The sequence below is a fragment of the Mycobacterium sp. E2497 genome (genome assembly GCF_001668695.1).
Lineage (GTDB): Bacteria > Actinomycetota > Actinomycetes > Mycobacteriales > Mycobacteriaceae > Mycobacterium.
Window position 1 is genome coordinate 1 of the sequence record NZ_LZKD01000205.1, and the last position, 14885, is coordinate 14885.

The window sequence follows — 14885 nt, forward strand, 5'->3', positions numbered from 1 at the left end:
GCCGCCGCGCGCGGCCCAGGCGGTCCGCCAGCGCCGGGGCGCCGGGTTCCGGGGCGTCGACGCCGTCGTCGGGCTCGGGCTCGGGCTCGGGGGCAGACTGCGGTTGGACGTCGACGGGCTCGTCGTCGCGCTCTGATTCGGCTTCGTCGCTGATCGGATCGGTGTCCGGGTGCGGCGCGGGGCCGTCGTCCACCGGGCCGAGTTGGTCGGCCCGGTCAGGACCGTCCTTTCGGCCGAACCATTCCCTAGCCATGGATGACAGCGCCCCGGTGCACAGTTCGACGGCAGCGTGGCAGGGCATCGGTCGGGCCCAGGCGCGGTAGGGCCGGCACCCGGGCGCGCGGGTCGGTCGACCAGCGCGCGACGGCGTCGCGGGGTGCGTGGACGTCCAAGGGTCCCGCGTTCCAGACGGCGTAGGAGGCCGGGGCGCCCGGCACCAGCGTTCCCGTCGTGCCGTCGCGGACGCCGGCGGCCCGCCAGCCACCGCGGGTCGCGGCGGCGAACGCGGCCCGCGCGGAGATCGCGCTGCCGGGGGTTCGATGGGTGGCCGCCGCCCGCACGCTCGCCCACGGGTCGAGGCCCGTGACCGGTGCGTCGGAACCTAGGGCGAGGGGCACGCCTTGGGATGCTAACAGCGCAAGCGGGTTGAGCCGGCTGCCTCGCTGGGCGCCGAGGCGCCGCGCGTACATGCCGTCGGCGCCGCCCCACAGCGCGTCGAAGTTGGGCTGCACGCTGGCGATGACGCCCCATTGCCCAAGTTGGGCGGCTTGCTCGGCGGTGACCATTTCGACGTGCTCGAGGCGGTGACCGCACCGGGCGACGGCCGCCCCTCCGAGCCGCGCGACGACCCGTTCGAAGGCGGTGACCACCGCCGAGACGGCGGCGTCGCCGATGACGTGGAAGCCCGCGGTCACCTCCGCTTCGGTGCAGGCCCGCAGGTGCGCCTCGATGGCGTCGGGGTCGAGGTAGCAGGTGCCGAGCCGGTCCGTGGCGTCGGCGTACGGCTCGTGCAGCCAGGCGGTGCGTGACCCCAGCGCGCCGTCGACGAACAGGTCACCGGCCAGCCCGCGGGCTCCGGTCTGCTCGACAAGCGCGCGCGCCCGCTCCGGCGTGCTGACCGCCTCGCCCCAGTAGCCGATCACCTCGACGCCGTGATCGAGGGACCGCAGCTGCAGCCAGTCGTCCAGGCCGCCGATCTCGGGCCCGGCGCATTCGTGCACCGCGACGATGCCGGCCGCCGCGGCGGCCGAAAGGGCGGCCGTCCGGGCCTCGGTCAGCTGGTCGGGCGTCAGCAGGCCGCGGGCGACGGCGCGGACCAGGTGGTGCGCGTCGCCGGTGAGCGGCTGGTCGGGGGCGAAGCCCGCCGCCGCCGGTAGATCGGCGACCAGCCGGCGCAACGCGGTGGAGGCGAGCGCGGAGTGGACGTCGACTCTGGTCAGATAGGCGGGCCGAGAACCGAGGACGGTGTCGAGGTCGGCGGTGTCCGGCGGCCTGTTCTCCGGCCACGACGACTCATCCCAGCCATGCCCCCACACGGGCCGGCCCGGGTGGGCCGCCGCGTAGTCGGCGATCATTTGGATGCAGTGCTCCCGCGAGCGCGCCCCTCGCAGATCCAGTCCGCTGAGCGTCAGGCCGGTCGCGGTCAGATGGATGTGGCTGTCGACGAACCCCGGCGCCACGAAACCGCCGTCCAAGTCCTCGATGTCGGCGCCGGGAAACAGGCTGCGGCCGACGTCATCGCCGCCCAGCCACGCGACGACGTCGCCCCGCACCGCCATGGCGGTGGCGTCGGGATGGGTCGGGCTATACACCCGGCCGTTGACCAGCAGCGTGGTGGACGTCTCGCTCACAGGGCAAAACTACGTGTGCCGGCGGCCGGTGTTCAGTCCCAGGCGGGCCGCCCCGGGTACCCGCCACGCACCGGCTCGTTCGGCAGGGCGGGCGGCCGGATGTCCCGGACGTCCACGACCTCGCCCTCGATGTAGCCGTCGAGGTAGCCGTCGCCCGGCGCGGCGCCACCGCGGGGCACACCGGCGCCGAACAACGCCGTCTCGGCGAGCAGCGGCATCCGCCGCCGCAGGCCGCGCATCGCGAGCGCGGCCAGCCCCGGGCCGACGGCCGACCGGACGGGCCGCACCAGCAGCAGGAGTCCCAACACCGTGGTGACCGGCCCGGGTATCACGACGAGCAGGGCGCCCAGCGTGACCAACGTCCCGTCCCGCACCGCCGTACGCCGCTCGGCGAGGCCGGACCGCAGGTGCCCGAGCTGGCGGAGCAGGTGCGAGCCCGACATCGGCAACAAGAGCCCCCAGCCGAGCAGCAGGCTGCCCGCCAGCGCCAGCAGCGTCCAACCCCACCCGATCGTCGCAACCAGGGCGGTGATCGCCGCCAGCTCCACGACGGCGTAGACCAGAAACAGCCGTGACAACATGTCTGGCCAACGTGCGCCGGCCGAGCCGAAGTTCCCATGGTGGTGTCCGGGCCGATTGCAGTTAGATGACGACATGACGACGATTGAGATCGACACCCCCGACGGACCGATCGACGCGCTGCTCGACCTCCCCGCCGGTCAGGGCCCGTGGCCCGGCGTGGTGGTGATCCACGACATCGTCGGCTACCGCAGCGACAAGGAATCGACGAACAAGCGCATCGCCGATGCCGGCTACGTCGCGATCACCCCGAACATGTACGCGCGGGGCGGGCGCATCCGCTGTATCACCCGGGTCATGAAAGAGCTGCAGACGCAGCGCGGCCGTGCCCTCGACGACATCCTGGCCGCCCGCGATCACTTGCGGGCCATGCCCGAATGCACCGGTGAGGTCGGCGTCGCGGGCTTCTGCATGGGCGGCCAGTTCGCACTGGTGATGTCGCCCAAGGGTTTCGGCGCCTCCGCCCCGTTCTATGGCACTCCCCTGCCCCGCAACCTCGACAAGACCCTTGAAGGGGCGTGCCCGATCGTGGCGAGCTTCGGCAGTCGCGACCCGCTGGGCAGGGGCGCCCCCGAAAAGCTGCGCAAGGTGACCGCCAGTAAGAACATCACCGCCGATATCAAGGTCTACCCCGGCGTCGGGCACAGTTTCGCCAACAAGCTCCCAGGCCAGCCGCTCAACCGAATCGCCGGTTTCGGCTACGACGAGGCCGCCACCGAGGACGCGTGGAGGCGGGTCTTCGCATTCTTCGGCGAACATCTGGCGTCCGGGACGTAAGGCCCTCAGGCACACCAACTTTCGCGACAACGTCGTCGCTGACGTGCGCGTGTCGCCTGCGTCAGGCCGGCGCCACCCTGAGCTCGAGCCCGACGTTGTTTTCCATGCCGCCGCGCAGCTTGCTGAAGAAGTTGAACACCTTGCCCACGATGCCGTACCGCTTCCCGATCGCGTCGTAGACGGCCGGGGTGTGCGACGCGTCGAGGACGGCGGCGGCGCCTTCGACGGCCTCGCTCGTCGGTTTGCCCTGCATGGTGCAGGTCGCCAGGGTGACGCGCGGGGTGTTGCGGATCCGCTTGACCTTCCACGACTTTTCCTGGGTGATGACCAGGAGCCGGTCCCCGCTGAGCGTGTCCAAAGCCGCCCAGATCGGCGTCGGCTTGGGCTTGCCGTCCTTGGTGAAGGTGGTCAGCAGGATGTACTGCGCCTTGGCGAGATCGGCGAAGGTGGGCGTCACGGTAACAACCTACCGCCGGTCAGCCCTCCAGGTCGCCCTCGGTTTCCAACAGCGCCTGGCGCAGCCCGTCGATCGTCTCCGGCTGCGGCTGTTCCCACATGCCGCGGCCGGCGGCCTCCAGCAGCCGTTCGGCCATCCCGTGTAGCGCCCACGGGTTGGATTCGGCCATGAACTTGCGGTTCTCGGGATCCAGCACGTAGCGCTCGGTGAGCTGTTCGTACATCCAGTCGGCCATCACCCCGGCGGTCGCGTCGTACCCGAACAGGTAGTCCACGGTCGCCGCCATCTCGAACGCGCCCTTGTAGCCGTGCCGGCGCATCGCCGCCATCCAGCGTGGGTTGACGACGCGGGCGCGGAACACCCGCGTGGTCTCCTCGGACAGGGTGCGGGTACGGATCGCGTCGGGCCGGGTGTTGTCGCCGATATAGGCGGCCGGGGCCTGGCCGGTCAACGCCCGGACCGTCGCCACCATGCCGCCGTGATATTGGAAGTAGTCGTCGGAATCGGCGATGTCGTGTTCACGGGTGTCGGTGTTCTTGGCGGCCACCGCAATGCGCCGGTACTGGCGGTTCATGTCGTCGACCGCCTCGCGGCCGTCCAGGTCGCGGCCGTAGGCGAAGCCGCCCCACGCGGTGTACACCTGCGCCAGGTCGGCGTCGTCGCGCCAGTTGCGGCTGTCGATCAGCTGCAACAGCCCCGCCCCGTAGGTGCCGGGCTTGGATCCGAAAATCCGTGTCGTGGAGCGCCTTTGGTCGCCATGCTGGGCCAGGTCGGCCTGGGCGTGCGCGCACACGTAGTTGTCGTCGGCGGACTCGTCGAGGCCAGCCACCAGCTGCACCGCGTCGTCGAGCATCGTCACCACGTGCGGGAAGGCGTCCCGGAAGAAGCCCGAGATCCGCACGGTGACGTCAATACGCGGGCGGCCCAACTCGGCCGGCGGAATGGGCGTGAGATCGACGACGCGCCGCGACGCGTCGTCCCAGACGGGCCGAACCCCGAGCAGCGCAAGCACTTCGGCGATATCGTCGCCGGCCGTGCGCATCGCCGACGTGCCCCACACCGACAGCCCCACTGATTGCGGCCACCGCCCATGGTCGTGGCGGTAGCGGGCCAGCAGCGAATCCGCCAGGGCAACCCCGGCCTCCCACGCCAGCCGCGACGGCACCGCCTTGGGATCCACGGAGTAGAAGTTGCGGCCGGTGGGCAGCACGTTCACCAGGCCGCGCAGCGGCGATCCCGACGGGCCGGCCGCGATGAAGTGGCCGTCCAACGCGTTGAGCACCTGGTCGATTTCGGCGGCGGTGCCGGCGAGCCGGGGCACCACCTCGGTTGCCGCAAACCGCAAGACCCTTGCCACGTCCGGATTCTCGGTGATCCGGTCGACGGCGTCGGGATCCCAACCGCTGACCTGCAGCGCGGCGACGAGTTCCCGGGCGGCGGACTCGGCCCGGTCGACCGCCGACCGCTCGTCGGTGCCGTCCTCGGCCAAGCCCAGCGCCTGCCGCAGGCCGGGAATGGCCTGCTCGCCGCCGAACAGCTGGCGGGCCCGCAGTATCGCCAGCACCAAGTCGAGTTCGGTTTCCCCCGAGGGCTTTTGACCCAGGATGTGCAGGCCGTCGCGGATCTGCACGTCCTTGATCTCGCAGAGCCAGCCGTCGACGTGCAGCAGCATGTCGTCGAAGGAGTCCTCCGGGGGCCGCTCGGTCAGCCCGAGGTCGTGGTCCATCTTGGCGGCCCGAATCAGCGTCCAGATCTGTTGGCGGATGGCGGGCAGCTTGCCGGGGTCCAGCGCGGCGACGTTGGCGTGCTCGTCGAGCAGCTGCTCCAGGCGGGCGATGTCGCCGTAGGTTTCGGCGCGCGCCATCGGCGGGATGAGGTGATCGACCAGCACCGCGTGCGCCCGCCTCTTGGCCTGGGTGCCCTCGCCCGGGTCGTTGACCAGGAAGGGGTAGATGAGCGGCAGGTCACCCAGCGCCGCGTCGGATCCGCAGGCCGCCGACATGCCCAGCGTCTTCCCGGGCAGCCACTCCAGGTTGCCGTGCTTGCCCAGGTGCACTATCGCGTGCGTACCGAAACCCGTGTCCAGCCAGCGGTAGGCAGCCAGATAATGGTGGCTGGGCGGCAGGTCCGGGTCGTGGTAGATCGCCACCGGGTTCTCCCCGAATCCGCGGGGCGGCTGCACCATCAGCACCAGGTTGCCCGCCTGCATGGCGGCGATGACGATCTCGCCGTCGGGGTCTTGCGTGCGATCCACGAAGAGGTCGCCGGGCGGCGGACCCCAGTGCCGTGTCACCGCGTCCGTCAGCTCGGCGGGCAGGGTGTCGAACCAGTCGCGGTAGTCCTTGGCGGACAACCTGATCGGATTGCCGGCCAGCTGCCCTTCGGTGAGCCAGTCGGGGTCCTGGCCGCCGCGTTCGATCAACGCGTGGATCAGGGCGTCACCGTCGCCGGCCTCGACCCCGGGCAGCTCGCCCACCTGGTAGCCGCGCTCGCGCATGGCCCGCAGCAGCGCGACCGCGCTGGCCGGGGTGTCCAAGCCCACCGCGTTGCCGATGCGGGCGTGCTTGGTCGGGTAGGCCGAGAACACCAGGGCCACCCGCTTGTCGGCGGGGGCGACGTGGCGCAGCCGGGCGTGCCGGACCGCCAGGCCCGCGACCCGGGCGCATCGTTCCGGGTCGGCGACGTAGGCGATCAACCCGTCGTCGTCGATCTCCTTGAAGGAGAACGGGACCGTGATGATGCGGCCGTCGAACTCGGGCACCGCCACCTGGGTGGCCACGTCCAGTGGGCTGAGCCCGTCGTCGTTTGCGCTCCACTGGGCCCGAGAGCTGGTCAGGCACAATCCCTGCAGGATCGGAACGTCAAGGGCCGCCAGGTGTTCGACGTTCCAGCTGTCATCATCGCCGCCGGCGGACACCGCGGCCGGCTTCAGTCCCCCGGCGGCCAGGACGGTGACCACCATGGCGTCGGCGTCGCCAAGCCGTTGCAGCAGTTCGGGTTCGGCGGTGCGCAGCGACGCACAGTAGACCGGCAGCGGCCGCCCGCCGGCGTCCTCGATGGCCCGGCACAGCGCCTCGACGTAGCCGGTGTTGCCCGCCAGTTGCTGCGCGCGGTAATACAGGACGGCGATCGTGGGGCCGTCAGCGTCGGTGGTGGGTCGCTCCAGCTCGCCCCAGGTCGGTGTGACCACCGGCGGGCCGAAGCCGAACCCGGTCATCAGGACGGTGTCGGACAGGAAGGCGTGCAGCTGGCGCAGGTTCTCCACGCCGCCGTGCGCCAGATAGATGTGCGACTGGACCGCGATGCCGGCCGCCAGCGTGGACAGGCCGGTCAACTCAGCGTCGGCGGCCTGCTCGCCGCTGACCAACACCGTCGGCACGCCGCTGGCGAGCACCATGTCGATGCCGCTCTGCCACGCGCGGTAGCCGCCGAGGATTCGCACCACGACGATCGCGGCATCCTCCAATAGCCCGGCCAGCAGCTCGGGCAGTCCCCCGCAAGCGGGAGGTGCCCCCACGCTTTCGTCCAGGCGCGACGGGTTGGCCCACCGATAGTTCTTGCCGCTGGCCCGGGCGCTGATCAGGTCCGTGTCGGATGTCGACAGCAGCAGGATGGTCGGCTCAGCCACCCCTCATTCGTACAGCAGCGTCGCCGCGACCCGGGCGGCGACCTCGCCGGCCACCCGCAGCGCCTCCTCGCTCTTCCCCGGCACGTAGCAATCCGCGTTCGGGTCGTAGTCGGCGCCGGCGACGGATCCGTGGTCGGCGGCCAACTCCACCAATTCGACCGGCCAGCCGACCCGGTCGAGGGCCGTGGCGAACTCCCTGCTGGCCGTGACGGGGACGGCGTCGTCGGCCCGGCCGTGCAGCAGCAGGAACGGCGCGCCGATGCGCTGCGCCGAGAGGTGCTCGGTGGCACGTCGACCGAAAATCGGGTCGGGGACCATGAAAGCGCCCGCCAGGCAGACGGTGTGCGCCAGTTGCGCGTCGCCGCTGAGTGCGACGGCCGCCGCGGCCGCACCTCCCATCGACCACCCGACGAGGACGATGCGGTTGCCCCGACTCGCGAAATCGCGTGCGAAATCCAGCGATCCCAGCAGATCGGCGCGGCCGCCGTCGTCGGCGTGCGAGTTCCAGTCCGGCACCACCGCCGACGCGCCGTGCTCAGCGAGCATGCCGGCGAGAGGACGGAAGGCAGCGCGGGCATCGGTCTGCATGCCGTGCCACAACAGGACGGTGGGTTGCGTCGCATCGCCGTAGACATCCACGAGACGTCCCGGGCCGTACTCCAGCGTCTCCACGGGCACGGGGATGCCCCGGATGGCACGGCCACAAACTGCCGATCAGGCCACGCCTTTCCCGCGCAGGATCGGCAGCACGCCCTCGGCGAACCAGTACGCCTCTTCGAGGTGGGGATGCCCCGACAGGATGAATTCGTTGCGATGGCTCGCCGGGACTGAGTGGTGCGGCGACGCGTGTGATCCCCCCACGATCGACCGGCTGTCACCCGTGGTGGGCGAAAACCCGTGGTGGGCAAAAACCAAAGAACTTTGCCGACATTCATCCCCCGAGTTCAGCTGACGAGGCCTTGTCGTAATACCTCATTGAATCGACGGTCGACCCAGTTGGAAAACCGGGGCGACGATTGAAGCTGGCCCGCCGCCGCAAAAAGGTTGGCCAGCTTCTGTTCCGAGGCGACCACCTCGTCACCGAGCTCGGTCGGTAGACGCAGGCTGCGAGCCTCGGCCACCGCAGCAACTCGTGGGTCCAATCCGACTGCGGCAGCATAGTTTTGGGCCCATTCCTGCGGGTGCGACCTGGCCCACTGCACGGCCCTTTCAAACCGGACCAACAGGTCGGACAGCGCGGTGTTGCGTTTCGGATCGGCCAGCGCCTGGTCGGACGCTACACCAATCCAGTCGCCGTTGGTCACCCCCTGCGCCTCGGCAATGCTGCGCACCGGGATCTGCTGTTCGGCCTGCGCAGTGTAGGGATCCCAGATGGCCCACGCGTCGGCCTGGCGCTGACTGAAGGCCGAAAGAGCGTCGGCGGGTTGCAGGAACACGAACTTCACCTCGACGGGCTTTAGTCCCGCCTTTTCCAGCTGCGCCAACAGGTTCGCATGGGATGAGCTGCCTTTGGCAACCGCGATCGTCTTGCCGCGTAGGTCGGTGACCGACGTGATCGGTGAGTCGGCGTGTACCAGAATGCGATTGCCCGCACCGCCCCCGCCGTATGCGGAAACCGCCTTGATCTTTGCGTTGCTGGCCGCCCCGAAAATCGGTGGAGTATTACCGGTGATCGCGAAGTCGATCTTGCCGGCGGTGGCCGCCTCCACCTGCGGCGGCCCGGATGTGAACGTCGAGAACGCGATCCGGTAGGGCAGCTTGTCCAGCTGCCCAGCGGAACGCAGCAGCGCTTCGGTGCCTCCTTTCTGATCCCCGACCTGCAGCGTGAGACCCGACAACTCCGACAATGGCACCGCAGCAGGAGCCGCGGCCGGGCCCGAATTACCTGCGCGGGAAACGCATCCGGTCAACACAAGCCCGACTGCCGCGGTCAGCGCCACGAAACCTCGCCACATGGCTACAGCCGCACCCCAAGGCGATCCAGCAACTCGGCACGATGCCGCGCGCTGTGAGCCCCTGGGTCTCCGGGCACGCGGCGAGGCTCGTCGATCGCCAATGTGTGAACGACCCGCCCTTCCTCGAGGACCAGGACACGGTCGGCCAGTGCCACCGCTTCGTCGACGTCATGCGTCACCAGGAGTACGCCAAACTCGTGCTCGCGCCACAGCTGCAGCAGCAGGGCGTGCATCGTCAGCCGCGTCAGCGCGTCCAGCGCCCCGAACGGTTCATCGAGCAGGAGCAGCTGCGGTTCGGCGACAAGCGCCCGGGCCAGCGAAACACGTTGCGCCTGGCCGCCGGAAAGGGTCAGCGGCCAGGCGTCGGCGTGGTCGGCCAGCCCTACGTCGATCAGTGCCTGATCAGCGCGTTGCCGAACGAGAGCCCGCGGAAGCCGGTTGCGGTTCAGGCCATATCCGACATTGGTTCGCACGTCACGCCATGGCAAAAGGCGCGGCTCCTGGAATGCCAACGCCGGGGCCCCGGCCACCACCCGATCGCCCGTGTGGTCACGCGAGAGGCCGGCCAGTACCCGCAGGACTGTGGACTTTCCCGAGCCGCTGCGCCCGACCAGTGCAACGATCTCGCCGCTTCCTACGCGCACCGAAACGTCTTTGAGCACATGGCGGCTGCCGTACCACTTGTCGACGTGGCGCAGCTCGCCGGCGATCTCGGTACGCAGCGCTCGCCGAGCTGCGCCGGATTCTGCGATGAGTGTCAAGCCCGAACCTTTCAGTGTTGGTAGCGCAGGGCGCGGCGTTCGAGCAGGCGTACGACCGTGTCGGTGGTGATGCCCAGCAACGCATAGACGGTCAGCCCGAAGATGATGATGTCGATGCGCAGAAAGTCGCGCGCATTGTTGATGAGGAAGCCAATCCCCTTGTCGGCGTTGATCTGCTCTGCCACGATCAAGGTCAGCCACGCGATCGCCAGTGACTGCCGGAAGCCGACCAATACCTGCGGCGCGGTGCTGGGCACGAGAATCCGGCTGAACCGCTGATACAACGAGAACCCCAGCACCTGAGCGGTTTCGACCATTTTCGGGTCAACCTGACGGATCGCCGAAAAGGTGTTGAGGTACAAGGGAAAGGCCACACCCAACGCGACGAGCAGCACTTTGGGCAACTCGCCGATCCCGAACCAAAGAATGAACAGCGGGATCAAACCCAGGTGTGGCAGTGCGCGGATCATCTGCATGGGCGGGTCCACGGTCGATTCGACCCAGCGGGATAGGCCGACCGCGGCGCCCGCGACGATCCCGATGACGCCGCCCAGCAGGAGCCCCTCGACAACGCGGACGGCGGAGACTTGCAGCGCGTCCGCGAGCTGGCCGTTGCGGGTCAACTCCAAGCCGGCCTCGACGATCAACGAGGGAGCGGGAAGCACATCCGGCGGAATGACATCGATCGCGCTGCCCACCTGCCACAGCGCGAGCAACGCCAGCGGGGACGCGATGCGCACGACTTCCCATTTGCGGCGCTCCCATAGCCCGCTGGGCGCGGTGGGTGCGGAGCCGCCGGGATGTTTCGTGGCAGCGTTGAGCGCGGTGGCAGTGCTCACTGGGCCGACGCTATGGTGCGACCGGCACCTCGGGTAAGGGTTTGCCTCTGGCTGAAGGCAATGCAGAACGTGGTGGCCGTACGGTGGATGGGTGGCCAGGACGCGCGACACCGACGCCTGCCCGGGTGCGCTGCAGGTGCACCGGGCGGCCGACGGCGCGTTGGCGCGGATCCGGCTACCCGGCGGCACGCTGACGGCGGCTCAGCTGGCCGCGCTGGCGCGGGTGGCCGGCGAATACGGCTCGGCGACGCTGGAGCTCACCGCGCGCGCCAATGTGCAGGTGCGTGGGATCACCGACGTGCCGGCGGCGGCCGCGGCGATCGCCGATGCCGGGCTGTTGCCGTCGGCGACCCATGAGCGCGTCCGCAACATCGTCGCGTCGCCGCTGTCCGGCCGGGCCGGCGGCAACGCCGATGTCCGGCCGTGGGTCTCCGAGCTGGACGCGGCGATCTGCGCCGAGCCCGGCCTCGCCGAGCTCGGCGGCCGGTTCTGGTTCGGCCTTGACGACGGGCGCGCCGACGTGTCCGGCCTGTGCGCCGACGTCGGCGTGCACGCGTTCCCCGACGGCTACGCGCTGCTGCTGGCCGGGCGCGACACCGGTGTCCGGCTCAGCGCCGGCGAGGTGATCGAGACGCTGGTCATCATCGCGACGCGTTTCGCGTTCACGCGCGGAACCGCTTGGCGTGTCAAGGAATTGGACGATATCGCAAGCCTGCTCCCCGGCGCCGAGCTCGACGCCACCCCCTTTGCCGCGGTTACCAGGCCGCCGGTCGGCTGGATCGACCAGGACGACGGCCGCGTGGCGCTCGGCGCCGCCGTGCCGCTGGGGGTGCTGCCCGCCCGCGTCGCGGAGTACCTCGCGGCGATCGAGGCGCCGGTGGTGATCACTCCGTGGCGGTCGGTGCTGGTGTGCGATCTCGACGAGGCCGTCGCGGACGTCGCGCTGCGGGTGCTGGCGCCGTTGGGTCTGGTGTTCGACGAGAACTCGCCCTGGCTCAACGTCAGCGCCTGCACCGGAAGCCCCGGGTGCGCGCACTCGGCCTCCGACGTTCGGGTCGACGCCGCCCGGGCACTCGACGAGCATTCGGGAGTGCATCGCCACTTCGTTGGTTGCGACCGCGCCTGCGGCAGCCCGCTCGAGGGCGAGGTGCTGGTGGCGACCGGCGACGGATACCGCCAGCTACGGTAATCGGGTGCTCGACTACATCCGCGACGCGGCGGAGATCTATCGCCAGTCGTTCGCGACCATCCGCGCCGAAGCCGACCTGGCCCGGTTCCCGAACGACGTCGCGCGCGTCGTGGTCCGGTTGATCCACACCTGCGGGCAGGTCGACGTCGCCGAGCATGTCGCGTTCACCGACGATGTCGTCGGCCGCGTCGGCGCAGCCCTGCGCGCCGGCGCCCCGGTGCTGTGCGACTCGTCGATGGTGGCGGCCGGGATCACCGGTGCGCGGCTGCCGGCCGGCAACGACGTGGTGTCGCTGGTGGCCGACCCGCGCGCCCCGGAGCTGGCGGCGCGCCGGCACACCACCCGCTCGGCCGCCGGGGTGGAGCTGTGGGCCGACCGGCTGTCGGGTGCCGTGCTGGCGATCGGCAACGCGCCCACCGCCCTGTTCCGTCTGCTCGAGCTGATCGACGAAGGAGTTCCCCCGCCGGCGGGTGTGCTGGGCGGCCCGGTCGGATTCGTCGGGTCGGCACAGTCCAAGCAGGAGCTCATCGACCGCCCACGCGGGATGTCGTATCTGGTGGTGCGGGGGCGTCGCGGCGGCAGCGCTATGGCCGCCGCCGCCGTCAATGCGATCGCGAGCGATCGCGAATGACCGACCAGGCCAACCGGAGGGGCACGCTTTGGGGTGTCGGGCTTGGGCCCGGCGACCCGGAGTTGGTCACCGTGAAGGCGGCCCGGGTGATCGGTGAGGCCGACGTGGTGGCCTACCACAGCGCCCGGCATGGCCGCAGCATCGCGCGTGGCATCGCCGAGCCCTACCTGCGGCCCGGCCAGATCGAAGAGCACCTGATCTACCCGGTGACCACCGAGGTGACCGACCATCCCGGCGGCTACGCCGGTGCGCTGGAGGACTTCTACGTCGAGGCCGCCGCCCGCATCGCCGCCCATCTTGACGCCGGTCGCAATGTGGCGCTGCTCGCGGAGGGCGACCCGCTGTTCTACAGCTCGTATATGCATCTGCACACCCGGCTGACCGAGCGGTTCGACGCCGTCATCGTGCCGGGTGTGACGTCGGTGAGCGCCGCCTCCGCGGCCATCGCGACCCCGTTGGTCGCCGGTGACGAGGTGCTCTCTGTGCTGCCGGGCACCCTGCCGGTCGCGGAGCTGACCCGCCGCCTGGCCGATGCCGACGCGGCCGTGGTGCTGAAACTCGGTCGCTCGTATCACGCTGTGCGCGAAGCACTTTCAGCGTCAGGACAGCTCGACGACGCGTATTACGTCGAACGGGCCAGCACCGCCGGGCAGCGCATCCTGCCCGCCGCCGAGGTCGACGAGGCGGGCGTGCCGTACTTCTCGCTGGCCATGCTGCCCGGTGGGCGGCGCGGGCGGCAGCCCTCCCCGGCCGGAGCGGTCGCGGTGGTGGGTCTGGGACCCGGCGACGCCGACTGGATGACGCCGCAGAGCCGGCGCGAGCTGGCCGCCGCGACCGACCTGATCGGCTACAGCGGCTACCTGGACCGCGTCCCGCTGCGCGACGGCCAGCGGCGTCATCCCAGCGACAACACCGACGAACCCGCGCGCGCCCGACTGGCCTGCGCGTTGGCCGAGCAAGGGCGCTCCGTCGCGGTGGTGTCGTCGGGCGATCCCGGGGTGTTCGCCATGGCGACCGCCGTATTGGAAGAGGCCAAGGAGTGGCCGGGAGTTCGGGTGCGGGTCATTCCGGCGATGACCGCCGCCCAGGCCGTCGCCAGCCGGGTCGGCGCTCCCCTGGGCCACGACTACGCGGTGATCTCGCTGTCCGACCGGCTCAAGCCGTGGGAAATCATCGCTCAGCGGTTGTCCGCGGCGGCCGCCGCGGACCTCGTCCTGGCCATCTACAACCCTGCCTCCAAGGCCCGGACGTGGCAGGTCGCCGCGATGCGCGACCTGCTCCTGGAACACCGCGAGCCGGGGACGCCGGTGGTGATCGGCCGCAGCGTTTCCGGCCCCGACGAGGACGTGCGTGTGGTGCGGCTGGCCGATCTGGATCCCGCCGAGGTGGACATGCGCTGCCTGCTGATCGTCGGTTCCTCGCAAACCCAGTGGTACCCGGGCGACTCCGGCGACCGGGTGTTCACGCCCCGCCGCTATCCCCTGGGCTAGGCGTCGCCGTCCCAGCTGCTGGGCATCATCGGCACGGCGGGGCCGTCGCCCAACCCACCGCGGGTCAGCGTCGCCAACCCGGCCGGCCGGCCGACACCGGACCTCGTTGCGGCCCCGGCGAATCCGAGCGGCCCCCCGCCCTGATCCGAGGCACCCACGGCGGCCAGGTCCTCGTCGTCGGCGCCCGAATCCTGTTCGAGGTCCAGGAATTCGTAGCGGTACGCTCGGTCGGTGGCGGTACCGGCGCGGCGCCGGCGGGCCCGGGCCTTCTTCCTGGCCGCTGTGGCCGCCGCGGCCGCAGCGGGTGCGTCGACGTCGTCGGGCGCCGGTTCCTCCGACTTCCGCCGGGCCCGGCCGCTGGCGCTGCCGCGCGCCGCCAGCCCCGACAGCGCCGCGGCGTAGAGGGCGTCGGACATGCCCGCGCCGATGCCGTCCGCGGCCGTCGGGCTGAAGCCGGGGCCCGGTCCGCCGCCGGCCGGCCCGCCCCCGGTGGGGCTGGCCACGGTCGACGCGGGGGCGCTCGACACCGTCGGGGCGTTGCTCACGCTCGCCGGCGCCGTGCTGATGGTAGGAGCCGGCGCGGACGCCATCGGCGCCGAGGCGGGTGCGGGCGCCGGCAGCGGGGCGCCGGCCGACAACGGCGCCGCGACGCCGACCGCGGTGATCGCCGCCGCCGCACCTCCGGCCGCGGCGGCGCCCAGAACGGAGACGACCATCGGTGCCAGCACC

The 14885-nt window shown here is 70.8% G+C and carries 14 protein-coding genes and 2 pseudogenes; 5 read left to right on the forward strand and 11 right to left on the reverse strand.

All coding sequences use genetic code 11. The features are described from left to right. The 3 genes and pseudogenes from A5713_RS18560 to A5713_RS18570 form a co-directional block, all read right to left on the reverse strand. A pseudogene (locus A5713_RS18560) lies at positions 1-253 on the reverse strand (hypothetical protein); the annotation flags it as partial. Beyond that, positions 246-1778 carry an amidohydrolase gene (locus A5713_RS18565; protein ID WP_156751940.1) on the reverse strand — a complete coding sequence of 511 codons (1533 nt, stop codon included), beginning with the start codon at positions 1776-1778 and terminating at the stop codon, positions 246-248. The gene A5713_RS18565 and the pseudogene A5713_RS18560, both read right to left, overlap by 8 nt. Positions 1779-1882: 104 nt before the next feature. Continuing rightward, positions 1883-2431, reverse strand: coding sequence for an FxsA family protein (locus tag A5713_RS18570; RefSeq protein ID WP_068097929.1), 549 nt, complete (start codon positions 2429-2431; stop codon positions 1883-1885). Positions 2432-2504: 73 nt separating this feature from the next. On the opposite strand from A5713_RS18570, the gene A5713_RS18575 reads away from it, so the two are divergent. Continuing rightward, on the forward strand, positions 2505-3206 hold the full coding sequence (locus A5713_RS18575; protein ID WP_068097931.1) for a dienelactone hydrolase family protein: 702 nt from the start codon (positions 2505-2507) through the stop codon (positions 3204-3206). A gap of 61 nt (positions 3207-3267) precedes the next feature. On the opposite strand, the gene A5713_RS18580 is transcribed toward A5713_RS18575, so the two are convergent. The 7 genes from A5713_RS18580 to A5713_RS18605 form a co-directional block, all read right to left on the reverse strand. Beyond that, a complete protein-coding gene (locus tag A5713_RS18580) occupies positions 3268-3663 on the reverse strand; it encodes a PPOX class F420-dependent oxidoreductase (RefSeq protein WP_068097933.1) in 396 nt (131 codons plus the stop codon). 19 nt (positions 3664-3682) lie between these two features. After that, complete coding sequence (gene cobN, locus A5713_RS18585; protein WP_068097935.1) at positions 3683-7291, reverse strand: cobaltochelatase subunit CobN; 3609 nt, start codon at positions 7289-7291, stop codon at positions 3683-3685. 3 nt (positions 7292-7294) lie between these two features. Continuing rightward, positions 7295-7963: a S9 family peptidase gene (locus tag A5713_RS18590; protein ID WP_068097944.1), complete on the reverse strand. Its 669-nt coding sequence runs from the start codon at positions 7961-7963 to the stop codon at positions 7295-7297. A 42-nt stretch (positions 7964-8005) separates the two neighbouring features. After that, positions 8006-8152: a hypothetical protein gene (locus tag A5713_RS28410; protein ID WP_156751939.1), complete on the reverse strand. Its 147-nt coding sequence runs from the start codon at positions 8150-8152 to the stop codon at positions 8006-8008. A gap of 83 nt (positions 8153-8235) precedes the next feature. Next, positions 8236-9246, reverse strand: a complete 1011-nt coding sequence (locus A5713_RS18595; protein WP_067926964.1) for an ABC transporter substrate-binding protein — start codon at positions 9244-9246, stop codon at positions 8236-8238. Between the two features lie 2 nt (positions 9247-9248). After that, the gene (locus A5713_RS18600; RefSeq protein ID WP_067926962.1) at positions 9249-10007 is read right to left on the reverse strand and encodes an ABC transporter ATP-binding protein; all 759 of its coding nucleotides are present in this window, start codon (positions 10005-10007) and stop codon (positions 9249-9251) included. An 11-nt stretch (positions 10008-10018) separates the two neighbouring features. Next, on the reverse strand, positions 10019-10846 hold the full coding sequence (locus tag A5713_RS18605) for an ABC transporter permease (protein WP_068097937.1): 828 nt from the start codon (positions 10844-10846) through the stop codon (positions 10019-10021). 91 nt (positions 10847-10937) lie between these two features. On the opposite strand from A5713_RS18605, the gene cobG reads away from it, so the two are divergent. The 3 genes from cobG to A5713_RS18620 are packed head-to-tail and all read left to right on the forward strand — an operon-like array spanning position 10938 to position 14156. Then, entirely contained in the window at positions 10938-12035 is a 1098-nt protein-coding gene (gene cobG, locus A5713_RS18610) for a precorrin-3B synthase (protein WP_068097939.1), read from the forward strand. Between the two features lie 4 nt (positions 12036-12039). Continuing rightward, the gene (locus tag A5713_RS18615; protein WP_068097941.1) at positions 12040-12666 is read left to right on the forward strand and encodes a precorrin-8X methylmutase; all 627 of its coding nucleotides are present in this window, start codon (positions 12040-12042) and stop codon (positions 12664-12666) included. Beyond that, the gene (locus A5713_RS18620) at positions 12663-14156 is read left to right on the forward strand and encodes a precorrin-2 C(20)-methyltransferase (protein WP_068097942.1); all 1494 of its coding nucleotides are present in this window, start codon (positions 12663-12665) and stop codon (positions 14154-14156) included. Before A5713_RS18615 ends, A5713_RS18620 begins: the two co-directional genes overlap by 4 nt. Here A5713_RS18620 and A5713_RS18625 read toward each other — a convergent pair. Continuing rightward, positions 14153-14572 carry a hypothetical protein gene (locus tag A5713_RS18625; RefSeq protein WP_068097943.1) on the reverse strand — a complete coding sequence of 140 codons (420 nt, stop codon included), beginning with the start codon at positions 14570-14572 and terminating at the stop codon, positions 14153-14155. The two genes, A5713_RS18620 and A5713_RS18625, sit on opposite strands and share 4 nt — an antisense overlap. Here A5713_RS18625 and A5713_RS29300 point away from each other — a divergent pair. Further along, positions 14571-14885 (forward strand): annotated as a pseudogene (locus tag A5713_RS29300) (hypothetical protein); the annotation flags it as partial. The gene A5713_RS18625 and the pseudogene A5713_RS29300 overlap by 2 nt on opposite strands.